The sequence below is a fragment of the Embleya sp. NPDC001921 genome (genome assembly GCF_053594475.1).
In genome coordinates, this window is the sequence record NZ_JBSFEO010000017.1 from 1 (window position 1) to 14,758 (window position 14,758).

A 14,758-nucleotide genomic window follows, 5' to 3' on the forward strand; every position below is an offset into this window, starting at 1 on the left:
CCGCTTTTTCTTTCCCCCGCAAGCTCCTCCAAGAAAAAGCGGCGCCTCGCTCGGGGCTTCGTGTCCCTCCGCTTCGCTCCGGGCCACGAAGCCCAAGTTCTGCGGCTCCGCCGCTCTCCGCGCTTCGCGCGTCGATCACTGGGGTGGGCCGGGTCGGGGGCGCTGACGCGCCGGGGGGTGGCCCGGGACGCGCTGCTGATGAGTCGGGGTGGGCAAGGAGGTGGGTCGGGAGAGCCCCGCCCGGCTCAGGGCTGATGCCAGGGCCGAGCGGGGCTTGGGGCAAGTGTGGGAGGAGGTGGCGTGGGCGGGCGCGTTACACCCCGGTCAGGCGCCGGGGCGACGGGCGCAGGTAGACCGCCCAGGTGACCACCAGGCACAGGCCGTAGAAGGCGAGGAAGGCGAGGTAGGCGGCGTCTCCGCGGCCCGAGTTCAGGAAGGACTCGCGGAACGCGATGTTGACCAGGACTCCGCCCAGCGCGCCGATCGCGCCCGCGATGCCCATCAGCGCGCCGGACTTGCGCCGCGCGGCCGGGCCCGGGCCGAGTTTGGCCGCGAAGATCGCCGGGATCATCTTGTACGCCGAGCCGTTGCCCACGCCGCTGAACACGAACAGCAGCACGAAGCCGGTCAGGAACAGGCCGAGCGACTCCTGCCGCGACGCCAGGTAGACCACGAGCGCGGCGCCCGCCATCGCGACGAAGTTCCAGAAGGTGACCCGCGCGCCGCCCCAGCGGTCCGCGAGCAGGCCGCCGATCGGGCGTACCAGCGAGCCGAGCAGCGGTCCCAGGAAGGTCAGATAGGCGGCCTTGACCGGCGTGGCGAACTCCGCGTGGAACTGCACCTGGAGCACCTGACCGAAGGCGAACCCGAAGCCGATGAACGACCCGAACGTGCCGATGTACAGCAGCGACATCACCCACGTGTGCGGCTCCCGGGAGACCTCGCGCATCGCGCCCTTGTCGTTGCGCAACCCGGGGAGGTTGTCCATGTACCGCGCGGACAGCAGCGCGGCGATCACGATCAGCGGGATGTACACCGCGATCAGCAGCCGAGGATGCGCCGCGCCGGCGGTCGCGAGCACCGCGAGGCCGACCAGTTGCACGGCCGGTACGCCCAGGTTTCCGCCGCCCGCGTTGATGCCCAGCGCCCAGCCCTTGAGCCGCTGCGGGTAGAAGGCGTTGATGTTGGCCATCGACGAGGCGAAGTTCCCGCCGCCGACGCCTGCGACCGCCGCGACGATCAGCAGCGTGTTGTAGGAGACGCCCGGCTCCAGCACGATCGCGATCAGCGCCGTGGGCAGCAGGAGCAGCAGCGCGCTGACCACGGTCCAGTTCCGGCCGCCGAAGCGGGCCACGGCGAACGTGTAGGGGATCCGCATCGCGGCGCCGACCAGGGTCGGCACGGCGGTCAGGGTGAACTTCTGCGCCGGGTCGAACCCGTACGCCGGGCCGAGGAAGAGCACGATGACCGACCACAGGCTCCATACCGAGAAGCCGATGTGCTCGGAGAGCACGGAGAAGATCAGATTGCGTCGGGCGATCCTGGCGCCCGCCTGCTCCCAGAAGATCTCGTCCTCGGGCTGCCAGTCGTCGAGGGGGCGCGTGGCCTGGGTCGGTGCGCTGACGGTTGTCGTCACGGGGACCTGCCTGTCCGGGAGGGCGTGCTTGCTGACGTTCCGTCACGCTAGGAAGGCCAGATTTCCGCCCGGTGCGTCGTCCCGGTCGGTCGGGCTACATCTCGCTCAATCCGGCGATCGGGTGCTGTGAGGAATCCGGCGTCAGGTGCCCGCCGGGCGGCCCGAGGCCCTCGCGAACCGGCCGGAAAACTTGACGGCGGATGTCAAGTTATCGAGCGAGAGTGGGTCCCGCGGAACACGGAAGACGAAAGAGCGAACACGGGACGCACACGTGGCGTCCCCGAGGATGGGAGACACCGATGACCGCGAACAACGCCGCCGGGAAGCCGGAAGACGGCCACGCGTCCCGGGCCGACGCGATCGCCGAGCTGGGCACGCGGGTGCGGGGGGTCGTGTACGTGCCGGGCGACCCCGGCTACGACGACGAGCGGTCCGGGTTCCAGACCGCGTTTCGACCGAGTCCGGACGTGATCGTGGGCGCGGCGGACGCCGAGGACGTCCGGCTCGCGGTCGGGTTCGCCCGCGCGCACGGCCTGTCGGTGTCGGTCCGGGCCACCGGACACGCCCCGGCGGACGCCTCCCCCGGCGGCGTGCTGATCTCCACCCGGCGGATGGCCGAGGTCCGGGTCGACCCCACGGCGCGCACCGCGTGGGCCCAGGCCGGTGCCCGCTGGGAGCGGGTGGTCGCCGAGAGCACGCCGCACGGCCTGGCCCCGCTCAACGGCTCGGCTCCGCACGTGGGCGTGGTCGCGTACACGCTCGGTGGCGGACTGGGGCTGCTGGCCCGTGAGTTCGGCTACGCGGCCGACCACGTCCGGGCCATCGAGGTGGTCACCGCCGACGCGACCCTGCGGCGGGTCACCGCAGACGATGACGCCGACCTGTTCTGGGCGTTGCGCGGCGGCCGGGACAACTTCGGCATCGTCACCTCGATCGAGTTCGACCTGATGCCGGTGGCCCGGGTCTACGGCGGCTCACTGGTCTTCGACACCGACCTGGCCGAGGCCGCCGGCGCCGCCTACCTGGCCTGGACCGAGACGGTGCCGGAGCAGGTCACCTCGTCGATCTCGTTCATCGGCCTGCCCGACATCGAGCAGGTGCCGGCGCCGCTGCGCGGGCGGTACACCGCGAGCATCAAGATCGTGTACACCGGCGATGCCGCCGACGGCGAGCGCCTGGTGGCCCCGCTGCGCGCGGTCGGACCGCGCCTGGTCGACGACCTGACCGATCTGCCGTACGCCCGCTCGCACACCATCCACAACGACCCGGCCCACCCGCACGCCTACCTCGGCGACAACGTCCTGGTCCGCGACCTGGATCCGGAGGCGTTGCGCGCGGTGTACGAACTCGCCGGTCCGAGCGCGCCGATGACGGTCATGCACGAGGTGCGCCACCTCGGCGGCGCGCTGTCCCGGCAGCCGGCGGTGCCCAACGCGGTCGGCGGGCGCGACGCGCGCTACATCGTCCGGGTCGTGGCGATGATCGACGGCGCCGACCTCGACGCGGCCCGCGCGCTCCAGGCCGACGTCCAGGCCGTCCTGAAGCCGCTGTCCGTCGGCCGCAACCTCAACTTCGTCTACGGCGACGGCGTCGCGCCCACCCCGGACCGGGTCGCCGAGGTGTACGACCCGCCGACCCGGGCGCGCCTGACCGAACTCAAGGCGGCGCACGACCCGGGCAACCTGTTCGCCGGCAACCACAACCTCGGCGGCGTCGACCCCGGCCCCGCCTCGCGCTGAACCTCCGACGCCGGTCGGATCGCGGCCGATGCCCGGCCCCGATCCGACCGGCCGTCGGTCACGCGTGTGCGCGGACGGGCCACGTGCGCAGCGCCGCGGGGGTGCCGTCCGGAGCGGTGCTCTCGTCCAGGCACTCCCCCGTGCGCAGGTCGAAGACCTGCTTGTACATCGGCGACGCCACGGTCGGCACCTCGCCCCGACGGCCGACGATGCCGCGCGACATCACGTACGCGCCGCTGAAGGGGTCCCGGTTGGCGAGCGCGTACAGCGTGCCGGTGCGGTCCCGGAAGATCGCCACCTGCTCGCCGTCGATCAGCGCCGCGACGCCCCGGCCCGGGATCAGCCGGTCGTACGGGCAGACCGCGACCCAGCCGGTGCCGCCGGCGATCTCCACCATGGTCCGCGTGCCCGTTCGGGTGGTGCCGGGCTCGATGCCGGGCTCGGTGATGGTCTCGGTGATGGTCTCGGTGATGGTCATCGGCCGCGTACCTCCAAGGGCCCGAGCAGCACGGGCTTGATCTGGTCCCGCTCGGCGGTGAACCGCACGGTCGGGTCTGGGGTGCCGGGCGCGTTGGCGAACGACACGAAGCGGCGCACCCGGTCGGGATCGGCCAGCGTCGCGGCCCACTCGTCCGCGTAGGTCTCCACATGCCGACCCATCAACTCGTCCAGCTCGGCGCAGATCCCCAGCGAGTCGTCCATGATCACCGCGCGCACGTGGTCCAGTCCGCCCTCGATCCGCTCCAGCCAGGGCGCGGTGCGCTCCAGGCGGTCGGCGGTGCGGATGTAGAACATCAGGAAGCGGTCGATCGTGCGGATCAGCGTGTCGTGGTCCAGGTCGCTCGCGAGCAGGTCCGCGTGCCGCGGGGTCATCCCACCGTTGCCGCCGACGTACAGGTTCCAGCCCTCGGAGGTGGCGATCACCCCGAAGTCCTTGCTCTGCGCCTCGGCGCATTCGCGGGCGCAGCCGCTCACCGCGGACTTGAGCTTGTGCGGCGAACGCAGGCCCCGGTAGCGCAGTTCGAGCTCGATCGCCAGGGCGACCGAGTCCTGCACGCCGTAGCGGCACCAGGTCTGCCCGACACACGACTTCACGGTGCGCAGCGCCTTGCCGTACGCGTGCCCGGACTCGAAGCCGGCCGCCACCAACCGCTGCCAGATGAGCGGGAGTTGGTCGACGGTGGCGCCGAACATGTCGATCCGCTGGCCACCGGTGATCTTGGTGTAGAGGCCGAAGTCGCGGGCGATCTCGCCGATGGTGATCAGGCCGTCCGGGGTGATCTCGCCGCCCGGGACGCGCGGGACCACCGAATACGAGCCGTTGCGCTGGATGTTGGCCAGGAAGTGGTCGTTGGTGTCCTGGAGCGCGGCCTGTTCGCCGTCCAGGATGTGGCCGCCGGACAGGCTCGCCAGGATCGAGCCGACGGTGGGCTTGCACACGTCGCAGCCGTCCGCGTCCGGCCCTCGGCTGCTGCCGTGTTCGTCGATCAGGCGGGCGAACGTGGTGATGCCCTTGACCCGGACGATCTCGTACAACTCGGCGCGGGTGTACCGGTCGAAGTGCTCGCACAGGCCGCGCGCGGTCTCGATGCCGGCGGCGGCCAGTTCCTCGGTGACGATCGCGCCCACCAGCTTGACGCAACTGCCGCAGCCGGTACCGGCCTTGGTGTGTCGGCGCACGGCGGCCGGGTCGAGCCGGTCCGGCGCGCACACCGCGGCCCGGATGGTGCCCTTGGTGACCGCGTGGCACGAGCACACCACGGCCGTGTCCGGCAGCGCGAACTTCACCGGTGCGCCGACCGCGGCGGGCATCAGCAGTTGCTCGGGCGGTACCGGCAGCGGGGCGCCGGTGAGCGGGCGCAGCACGCCGTACGCGTCCGGGTCGCCGACCAGGACGCCGCCCAGCAGGCTGCCGTCGGCGCCGATCACCAGCTTCTTGTACACGCCCGCCCGCGCGTCGGAGTAGAGCACCTCCACGCAGTCCTCGGCGGTGCCGTGCGCGTCGCCGAAGCCGGCCACGTCCACGCCGAGCAGTTTGAGGCTGGTGGACAGGTCGGCGCCGGTGAAGCACACGGTCGGGTCGGGCACCTCGTCCAGGATCCCGCGCGCGGCCACCTCGGCCATCGCGTAGCCGGGCGCGACCAGCCCGTACACCCGGCCGTCCACCGTGCGCGCGCATTCGCCGATGGCCAGCACGTGCGGGTCGCCGGTGCGGCAGTACTCGTCCACCACGATCCCGCCGCGCTCGCCGATCTCCAGCCCGGCCGCGCGGGCGAGTTCGTCGCGCGGGCGCACCCCCGCGGAGAAGACCACCAGGTCGGCGGCCAGCTCGGTGCCGTCCGACAGCACCATGCCCGCGACCCGGCCGTCCCGGTCGAGGATCTCCCGGGTGCCCGCGCCGGTGTGCACCGTCACGCCCAGGTCCTGGATCTTGCGGCGGAGCACCTTGCCGCCGCCCTCGTCGATCTGCAGCGCCATCAGGCGCGGCGCGAACTCGACCACGTGGGTGTCCAGACCCATCGCGACGAGCGCGCCGGCGGCCTCCAGGCCGAGCAGCCCGCCGCCGACCACCACACCGATCCGGGCGGTCTCGGCGGCGGCCTTGATCGCCTCCAGGTCCTCGATCGTGCGGTACACGAAACAGCCCGGCGTGTCGTGGCCCGGCACCGGCGGCACGAACGGATAGGACCCGGTGGCGAGCACGAGTGTGTCGTAGTCGACGGTGTTGCCGGCCCGGGTGGTCACGGTGCGCGCGGCGCGGTCGAGGGTCTCCACCGGGTCGCCGAGCCGGATGTCGATCCCGTGCTCGGCGGCGAACTCCGCACTGCACATGGACAGGTCCTCCGCGCTGGTCCCGGAGAACCACGAGGTCAGGTGCACCCGGTCGTAGGCCCGCCGCGGTTCCTCCGCCAGCACCGTGATCCGCGGTCCCGGTGGTCCGGATCCGGTCGTGGTGAGCGCCTCCAGGAAGCGCTGCCCGACCATCCCGTGGCCGACCAGGACCACGTGCGTCTGCTTGGCGTCGGTCACGAGGGACTCCTTCGGGGTGGGGCGAGAGTGCGGGCACGGTCGGCGGGCCGCCGTGCCCGACGCGCCGGCCGGCGACCGCGTCACCGAAGCCTCCCGAGCCGCTGTTACGCAGCCTGGTCCCCGATGTTGCGCGAGCGGTACGGCCGGCTCACTCGGCGCCGCGGGCGCGGTGAGCAATGCGACACGATCGGGCCCCATCCGGGTTCGAGGCCTTACCCCGAGGTGATCGCCCGGCAACATCGCCGTAACGCCGACCCGGCAACCTCACGACATGGTTACTCGTACAGGCGCGGCCGAACCCCTCGTCGGGCTCACGGTCGGCGTCACGGCCGCCCGGCGTCGCGACGAACTCGTCGCGCTGCTGGAACGTCGGGGCGCGAAGGTCGTGGGCACTCCGACGATGAGCATCGTCCCGTTGCGCGAGGACCAGGCGTTGCGCCGGGCCACCGAGCGCTGTCTGGTCGAGCCGCTGGACTATGTGGTGGCCACCACCGGCCTGGGCTGGCGCGGTTGGATGAACGCGGCCGAGGGGTGGGGGCGGGCGGACGCGGTGGGGCGGGCGTGCGCGGCGGCGACGGTGATCAGCCGGGGGCCCAAGGCCACCGGGGCGGTCCGCGCGTCCGGACTGCGCGAGATGTACTCGCCGGGTTCGGAGGCCAACGACGAGCTGCTGCACTGGCTGCTGGCCCGGGACCTGCGCGGGCGGCGGATCGCGATCCAGGAGCACGGCGCGCCGCTGGAGGGTTTCGCCTCGGCGCTGCGCGAGCGCGGCGCCGAGGTGATCGAGTTGCCGGTGTACCGGTGGGGTCCGCCGGAGGACCCGGCCGCGGTCCGGCGCCTGGTCGAGCAGGTGATCCGCGGCGATCTGCACGCGCTGACCTTCACCAGCGCGCCGGCGATCGGCGCGTTCCTGGAGACGGCCGGCGAACTCGGGCGGCGTGAGGAGGTGTTGGCGGCGCTGCAGACCGACGTGTTGCCGGTGTGCATCGGTTCGATCTGCGCGAAGCCGCTGCTGGACGAGGGTGTGTCCGCGGTCTGGCCGGAACGCGGGCGGCTGGGCTCGCTGGTGCGCACGGTCACCGAGACGCTGCCCGCGCGGGTCCGGTGCGAGTTGGACACCGGCACCGAGCGGCTGATCATCCAGGGCAACGCGGTGCTGGTGCGCGGCGGCGTGATCTCGCTGTCCCCGGTTCCCGCCGCGGTGCTGCGCGCGCTGGCCGAGAAGCCCGGCTGGGTGTTGAGCCGCGCGGAGCTGCTGCGTCGCGTCTGGCGCGGGGCCGGCGCCGACGAGCACGCGGTCGAGGCCGCCGTGGCCCGCCTGCGTACCGCACTGGGCCCGCACAAGGGCCTGATCAAGACGGTCACCAAGCGCGGCTACCGGCTCAGCGTCGCCGGCTGAGCGCCTCGCACCCGGGTCGGCGCGCCGCAACGTTCGCGCCACCCATCGCCATCCATCGCCATCCGCGCGGCCGTCCACGGCCATCTGCGGCCATCTGCGGCCATCCGCAGCCATCTGCGGCGCCACCGATCGCACCGCGAATTCGGGCGGTGTCCGAGCCGCGGTACGAAGCCTCCGGGTTGCGTGATGTCACGAATGGAGTCAACCAGGCTTGCCATGGCGTAATCATGGCGCCATGATGGCGTCATGGACATGACGCCATACGTCGACAGGCTCTGCCGCGAGCCGGCGATCGCCGTCGAGGCGAGCGGCGAGGGGGCTCGCACGAACGCCGAGCGGCCGGCCGGGTCGCTCGGATCGCTCGGGTCGGCGGCCGGACTCGCCCACTCCGGCACACCGTCCACCGCCGACGAGATCAACCGCGAACTCGCTCCGGGCCGGGTCGACATGCGGCCGCGCGGGCTCGACCCGCACTGCGTGACGACCTCGGCGCCGACCGCCGACGCGTTCGAGATCCCGGGCGCGAACGGCCGCGCGGCCGCGGCGTGCGCGCGATCCGGACCCCCGCCCGCCGCCGCGACCACGCCCGAACCGCACGCGGGCGGCGCTTCGCCGATCACGCCACGCCCGTCCCGACACCACGAGCCCGGGTTCGAACGGGCCGCGGGCCGCCGAGGCCCGTCGACCGACGCCCGGCTCGGCCGCACGGCCACCGCCCTCGAACCCGCGAATCCCGCGCACCGGCACCGCGGTACGTCATGGAGCGCCCGGCGGCGCGTCGGACACGCGCGCTAGCGGGACCGGCGAACCCGGCCTCGGCCGACAGGCGTCCTCCACAGGCCGAGGACACCGTCGCGACGTGCCCCCTCCCGCGCGCGACACGCGCGATCCGCGGCTCCCGACCCGACCCCGCCCAGCCGACCCGCGCCGACGCGTGTACCGGAAAGGACCAACCATGTGGGCCGCACCCGAAATGTCCGGCGGCATCTGGCCGTTGCCGCATCCGGTACCGCTGCCGCTGCTGTGCGCGGTGCTGATCCTGGCCGCGCTCGCGCCCCTGGAGCGCCGGCTCCGACGCCGGACCGTCGAGCGTCGACGCATCCCGAGGCGGGCGACACGCGCAACGCGGCAAATGTCGGAATTCATGACAACCCCGACGCAGCATGGGTGCCGAACGCGGATGTCAGCCGCCTCGATCCCGCAGGGAGCCCCCATGCCCGTGACCGCCGATCTCGACAAGCTGCTCGACAAGGCCTACGAGAACAAGACCCTGAGCGAAGTCCTCGCCGCCCCCGTCGCCGGGCTGGCCGGGATCACCGACGCGCACGCGGAGCACCTGGCTTCGCTGAAGATCACCACCATCGGCGACCTGGGCCGCAACAAGTACTTCCGCTGGGCCGCGTCGCTCGCCGACCTCCAGGACAGCGGCGCGAAGTAGCCACCGCCGCCGCATCCACCGCCGCATCCACGCGGACCCGCGCCCGGCCGAACGGGGTCGCCGCCCGGGTCCGCACCCAAGCCCCGCGCGGGTCCGCACCCAAGCCCCGCCCGCGCCCACCGCACCCGGCCCGCTCCCGGCGGTCCCACCACGCCCGCCCCGCGCTCGCCCCGCTCCCCGCCGCGCAGCCGCACTCGCCCCGGGCCCGGTCGGGCCGGCGCCCTCCGCCCCGGGCCGGATTCAGCAGCCGGGGTCGCTCTCCAAGGCCAGCAGCAGATCCACCCGGTCCCGGGCGGAGAACAGGTCACGGCCGGTCAGATCCCGGACCCGGCCCATCCGTTGGTGCAGCGCGCTGACATGCACGCCCAGCATCGCCGCGCAGCGCTGCCAGGCCCCGTTGGCGGCCAGGAAGGCGGCGAGCGTACCGATCAGGTCCGTGCCGTGTTCGGCGTCGTACGCCCGCAGGCCGCCCAGAACCCGATCGGCGAACGCGCTGCGCACGGGTCCCGGTACGGCCGCCAACAGCGCCGGGTACGCGTCGATCCCCGGTCCCGCGGCCACCGTGAGCCGGCCGGGGCGCGCCCACGCGAGATCCCGCGCACCCCTGGCCTCGGCCAAGGCCGTCGCCCACGTGGGTGACGTCCCGGCGATGCCGATCGCGACCCGCTCGGACCCGAGCAGCGGTTCCCACCAGTGCGCCGCCCGCTCCAACGCCTCGGCGATCCGGGTCGCCGCGCCGGCCCCGGTCCCGGCCGACGCGAAGACGACCGCCTCGGCCTTGCCGCAGGCCACCACCCACCGCGTCGCCGGATCCGCCGCGAACACCCGCTCGATCAGGTCCACGACCAGCCGCCCGGTCGCCGGGTCGGCCCCGTCGCCCGCGGCACAACACACGATCGGCGCCGCGTCCGGTCCGATGCCCGCCGCGCCCAGTCGGGCCCGGACCGCGTCCGGGGCCGTGTCCGACTCGACCAGGTCGACGAGTTCCCACGCGTGCGCGCGCTCCACGGCGAGCCGCTCCGCGCGCCGGGCGCCGCCGAGCAGCAGCAGGTCGGCGGCCTGCGCGAGGGCCTCGTCGTCGGTACGGTCCCCGGCACACACCAGGTAGCCCGCGAACGCCGGCCCCCGACCGAGCGCGAACACCGTCTCGCCGTCGATCACCGCCGGCAGCCGCTCCGCCGCGAGCGCGCCGCGCACCGTCTCGACCGCGTCCACCGCGTCGCCCGCCGCGGCCGGCCCCCGCGCCGGCCCATGCCCCGTCGAGCTCGCCAGGACGCGGCCGGCCGGCGTCGACACCCGGCAGGGTGCGCCGAGTTCGCGGGCCAGCAGGTCCAGCAGGTCCTGGGTGTCCGCGCCCTCGGCCAGCGCCGTGATCAGCCGGCGCTGCCGACCGGGCAGGTGTCCCGCGGCCGGCCCGCGTTCGACCGCGACCCGGTGCGCGACGACCTCGGCGATCCGCACCGCCGTGACCCCGCTCGGGGCCAGGAACAACGGGAGGCCGGCTCGCCCACAGGCCTCGACCAGCGCGTACGGCACCTCGTCCGGAGCCGGTTCGACCCGGTCGACCCCGTCCCGCGGCTCCGGCAACACCACGACCGCCGCCGCGCCGCCCGCCACGAGCGCCCGCACCAATCCCGCGCCGTCGACCCCGTACCCGTCCACGCGCAGCACCACGAGTTCGCCGCCGATCGAGCCCCCGCCGGGGTCGACCGGATCGGCGGCCGACACCCGAAGCACCTCGCGAGCGAGCCCCTCCGTACCCGCCAACAGGGCCAATCGCAGCTCGGGCATGCCCAACAGATCCTCGACCCGCACCGCCGTGCCCCCAAGCCTTCGCCCATCGTGTTCCGATGATCGTATGAACACGGAGCGATGCGGACATGGCGCTTCCGCCGGTTTCCCATTCCTCCGCCGCCGGAAAGGCACCTGTCCGGAGGGCCCGCGCCCCTGCCGGCCGAGGCGAGCGACGCGCACCCGGGCCTTCTCCGAGGTCGACCCCCGCCCGGGACGACCGCGCGGATCTCACCCGTACGCGCCGACGATCGCCGCCGCCGTCTCGGCCATCGCCGTGCGCGCCGACGGCGGCTCCAGCACCTCCACGTCGGTGCCGAACTGGAGCAGTTGGCGAACCGCGCCCAGCGCGGGAAAACCCAGCTCGACCGTCACCCACTCGTCGTCGTGAACCGCCGGCGGCCCGGTCAGCCAGGCCCCGACGATCCGGACGAACATGTCCACCCGGGTCCGCCGCACCCGGGCCCGGATCCGCACCGCCACCGGCTGCTCGTCGATGCCCCGGCGCAACGCGTGCCACACCTCGGCCAGTTCGACCCCCGGCCGACGGCGCACCGGGTCCCCGGTGACGGTCAGTCCGGTGAGCCGATCGGTGTGGAACAGCCGGGGCGTGCCACCGCGATCCGCGACCAGGTACCACGTACCCGCCTTGGCGACCAGCCCGTAGGGGTCGACGGTGTACGTGCGCGGCGTGGTCGAGCCGCTGCGCCGATAGCGGATCCGCAGCCGCCGGTCCGCGAACACCGCGTCCTGCAACGCGGCCACGTCCACCGCCGGACGCGGCCCGGCCATCCACCGCTGCGGATCGATCAGCACCCGGCGGGTCATCTCCTCGGCGGCGGGCCGATGCGGCGCGGGCAGCGCGACCATCACCTTGCGCAGCGCCGAGCCGAGCGCGCCGTCCAGGCCCAGTGCCGCGTGCGTGCCCTGCTCGGCGAGCACGAACAGGGCGCGCGCCTCGTCCGAGGTCAGCCCGGTGACGTCGGTCCGGAACCCGGGCAGCAGCGAGATCCCGCCGTGCCGACCGCGCTCGGCGTAGACCGGCACACCGGCCGTCGACAGCGCCTCGACGTCGCGGTAGATGGTCCGCGTCGACACCTCCAACCGCTCGGCCAACTCGGCCGCCGGCACCCGGCCACGAGTCTGCAGGAGCAACAGGATGGAGAGCAGTCGATCGGATTTCACACCCCCAGGATGCTCCCTCGCCCGCTCGATCGCGGCCGGCGCGTCCCACGAGGCACGGGCCGCACACCCGCGAGGCGCGGGTCTCCCACCCCACGAAGCGCGGGTCTCCCACCCCACGAAGCACGGGCCGCACACCCGCGAGGCGCGGGTCTCTCACCCACGAAGCACGGGCCGCACACCCGCGAGGCGCGCGTCTCTCACCCCGCGAGGCGCGCGCCGTTCACCCCTCGAACCGGGTCCGCAGCGTGCCCACCGCCGCCGTCACCTCGTGGATCCGCAACAACCGGCCCAGTCCGACGAACGCGGCGACCGTCACCGCGCCGCCGCCAGTTGCAGCGCGGCGAGGCCCGTGCCCTCGCCCACCGCCGCCAGCGGCTTGGTGACCGCCAGTCCCGCGCCGCCGGCCACCGCGCCGGCCGCGATCAGCCGGCCGTACGTCCGCGCCGTGATCCGCCCGGTGGCTCCGTTCAGCCGTCGGCGCAGCCGCAGCGCGGTCACCGCGAGACCGACCGTGTAGGCCAGGGTGTAGGCCGGCGCCATGCCCACCACCGCCCACCGAGCCGGCAGCAGCAGGTAGGCCGCGCCGGACAGGCCCGCGTTCACCGCGGCGATCCACACGGCGGCCAGGAACGGCGTACGGGTGTCCTCCATCGCGTAGAAGCCGCGCAGCAGCACGTACTGCGCGGAGAACGGGATCAGCCCGAGCGAGAAGCCGGCCGGCACCCGGGCCATCACGCCCACGTCGGCGCTGCCGGTCTCGCCGTGCCGGAACATCAGTTCGGTCAGTTGCGGACCGAAACACAACAGCGCGAAGGCGGCCGGCACGATCACCACGCCGGACAACCGCAGGCTGCGCGAGAGTTGTTCGCGCAGGTCCTGGGGGCGGTGCTCGGCCACGGCCCGGCACATCCGCGGAAACAGCGCGGTCATCAGCGACACGGTGATCACCGACTGCGGCAGGATCCACAACGTCTGCGCGTTGCCGTACGGGGTGTACCCGGCGCCGCCCGCCGCCCCGGCCCGCTCCGCGGCGGCGCCGGCGGCCACCGTCAGGTTCACCACGACGGTGTAGCCGACCTGGTTGACCAGCGCGAACAGCAGCGTCCAGCGGGCCAGTCGGGCGTCCTGGCGCAGCCCGCTGCCGCGCCAGTCGAACCTGGGCCGGATCCGCAGACCGCTCGCGCGCAGGTACGGGAACAGGCAGGCCGCCTGGACCACGATGCCCAGCGTGGTACCGATCCCGAGCAGCCGGGTCTGCGCGGCGGACAACCCGTGCGGGCCGGCGTCGTGGGTGCAGGCGATGAACAGCGCGAAGGTGGCGATCACCACCACGTTCTTCAGCACCGGCGTCCACATCATCGAGCCGAACCGGCCCCACGCGTTGCGGATTTGGCCGACCACGGTGAACACGCCGTAGAAGAAGACCTGCGGCAGGCAGTAACGCGCGAAGGCTCGACGGTGGACAGGGCACCGACCACGAGACAGCCGATGAACACGGGACTCCTCGACGCCGCGGGACGGTTCGGGAGCGACCGGCCGGGATGCGGCCGGCGTTCCGCCCACCGTGCTCGGTCGGCCGAGGCCGAGGAAGGCCGTGCCGAGACGGGCAGCACCGGGGCCGCGAGCGGGGCTTGCCCGCGCCATAGACTGCGGGCCGTGAGCGAGAACGAACTTGGTACCTACCTCCGCAACCGCCGCGAGGCGGTCAAGCCCGCCGACGTCGGGCTTCCCGACGGTGCCCGGCGTCGCACCCCGGGCCTGCGCCGGTCGGAGCTGGCGACCCTCGCCGGGGTCAGCGCCGAGTACCTCGCGCGGCTGGAGCAGGGCCGCGACCGCCGCCCGTCCGGCCAGGTGCTGGCGGCGCTGGCCGACGCGTTGCGGCTGAGCGCGGACGAGCGCGTGCATGTGCGCCTGCTGGCCAAGGCCGCCACCGGCGAGATGTTCCCGTGCACGGGCGGCGAACCGCCCGCCCGGGCCGTGCGATCCACGGTGCTCGCGCTCCTGGATCGGCTCGAACCGGCCCCGGCGCTGCTGGTCAACCGGCTGGGCGACGTACTGGCCTTCACCAACGGGTACGAGCGGCTCGCCCGTCCGTTGGGCATCCTGGACGAGGACGAACCCAACCTCGCACGCTACGTGTTCACCGATCCGCGAGCGCGCGCCGCCTACCCGAACTGGGAGCGGATAGCCGATGAGCACGCCGCGATCCTGCGGTTGGCGTCCTCGTTCGGCGACCCCTACGTGCAGGACTTCCTGGACGGCATGGCCGTCACCGCGGGCACCGCGTTCACCGAGCGGTTGGCCGCGCCCTCCACGCCGCCGCGCCGAGTGGGCGTGGAACACCTGACCCACCCCGAGGCGGGCGAACTACGCCTGGAACGCGAGATCCTCGACCTCGCCGACGTCGACCAGACCCTGGTCGTCTACCTCCCGTTCGACGAGCCCACCTCCGCGGCCCTGGACCACCTCACCGGCCGGCACCCGGGCGCGTTGCGCGCGGTCTGACCACGCCCGCCGGGACCGGGCACATGCGCCCGGCC

Annotated in this window: 11 protein-coding genes; 5 read left to right on the plus strand and 6 right to left on the minus strand. The window is 73.6% G+C overall.

Annotated elements, in window-relative coordinates:
• Positions 1–313 precede the first annotated feature (313 nt).
• Complete coding sequence (locus ACWCPW_RS20635; RefSeq protein WP_449763029.1) at positions 314–1,636, minus strand: nitrate/nitrite transporter; 1,323 nt, start codon at positions 1,634–1,636, stop codon at positions 314–316.
• Between the two features lie 299 nt (positions 1,637–1,935).
• Here ACWCPW_RS20635 and ACWCPW_RS20640 point away from each other — a divergent pair, with 299 nt between their 5' ends.
• Positions 1,936–3,375 (plus strand): FAD-binding oxidoreductase, encoded by a 1,440-nt coding sequence (locus tag ACWCPW_RS20640; protein ID WP_449763030.1) that lies wholly within the window; start codon positions 1,936–1,938, stop codon positions 3,373–3,375.
• Positions 3,376–3,433: 58 nt separating this feature from the next.
• Here ACWCPW_RS20640 and nirD read toward each other — a convergent pair whose 3' ends face one another.
• Together nirD and nirB are read right to left on the minus strand one after the other, a co-directional pair.
• Positions 3,434–3,853, minus strand: a complete 420-nt coding sequence (gene nirD, locus ACWCPW_RS20645; protein ID WP_449763031.1) for a nitrite reductase small subunit NirD — start codon at positions 3,851–3,853, stop codon at positions 3,434–3,436.
• On the minus strand, positions 3,850–6,405 hold the full coding sequence (gene nirB, locus ACWCPW_RS20650) for a nitrite reductase large subunit NirB (RefSeq protein ID WP_449763032.1): 2,556 nt from the start codon (positions 6,403–6,405) through the stop codon (positions 3,850–3,852). The genes nirD and nirB overlap by 4 nt, the downstream gene beginning before the upstream one ends.
• Positions 6,406–6,676: 271 nt before the next feature.
• Here nirB and ACWCPW_RS20655 point away from each other — a divergent pair, with 271 nt between their 5' ends.
• The 3 genes from ACWCPW_RS20655 (at position 6,677) to ACWCPW_RS20665 (ending at position 9,242) form a co-directional block, all read left to right on the plus strand.
• Positions 6,677–7,804, plus strand: coding sequence for a uroporphyrinogen-III synthase (locus ACWCPW_RS20655; protein WP_449763033.1), 1,128 nt, complete (start codon positions 6,677–6,679; stop codon positions 7,802–7,804).
• 246 nt (positions 7,805–8,050) lie between these two features.
• Positions 8,051–8,599 (plus strand): hypothetical protein, encoded by a 549-nt coding sequence (locus ACWCPW_RS20660; protein ID WP_449763034.1) that lies wholly within the window; start codon positions 8,051–8,053, stop codon positions 8,597–8,599.
• A gap of 418 nt (positions 8,600–9,017) precedes the next feature.
• Positions 9,018–9,242 (plus strand): hypothetical protein, encoded by a 225-nt coding sequence (locus ACWCPW_RS20665; RefSeq protein ID WP_078974137.1) that lies wholly within the window; start codon positions 9,018–9,020, stop codon positions 9,240–9,242.
• Between the two features lie 240 nt (positions 9,243–9,482).
• Here ACWCPW_RS20665 and ACWCPW_RS20670 read toward each other — a convergent pair whose 3' ends face one another.
• The 3 genes from ACWCPW_RS20670 to murJ all read right to left on the minus strand — a co-directional run bounded on the left by ACWCPW_RS20670 (position 9,483) and on the right by murJ (position 13,862).
• Positions 9,483–11,033, minus strand: a complete 1,551-nt coding sequence (locus ACWCPW_RS20670) for a PucR family transcriptional regulator (protein ID WP_449763035.1) — start codon at positions 11,031–11,033, stop codon at positions 9,483–9,485.
• A 231-nt stretch (positions 11,034–11,264) separates the two neighbouring features.
• Positions 11,265–12,218, minus strand: a complete 954-nt coding sequence (locus ACWCPW_RS20675; protein ID WP_449763036.1) for a helix-turn-helix transcriptional regulator — start codon at positions 12,216–12,218, stop codon at positions 11,265–11,267.
• Between the two features lie 312 nt (positions 12,219–12,530).
• On the minus strand, positions 12,531–13,862 hold the full coding sequence (gene murJ, locus ACWCPW_RS20680) for a murein biosynthesis integral membrane protein MurJ (protein ID WP_449763037.1): 1,332 nt from the start codon (positions 13,860–13,862) through the stop codon (positions 12,531–12,533).
• A gap of 12 nt (positions 13,863–13,874) precedes the next feature.
• On the opposite strand from murJ, the gene ACWCPW_RS20685 reads away from it, so the two are divergent.
• Positions 13,875–14,723 (plus strand): helix-turn-helix domain-containing protein, encoded by an 849-nt coding sequence (locus ACWCPW_RS20685; RefSeq protein ID WP_449763038.1) that lies wholly within the window; start codon positions 13,875–13,877, stop codon positions 14,721–14,723.
• Positions 14,724–14,758 lie beyond the last annotated feature (35 nt).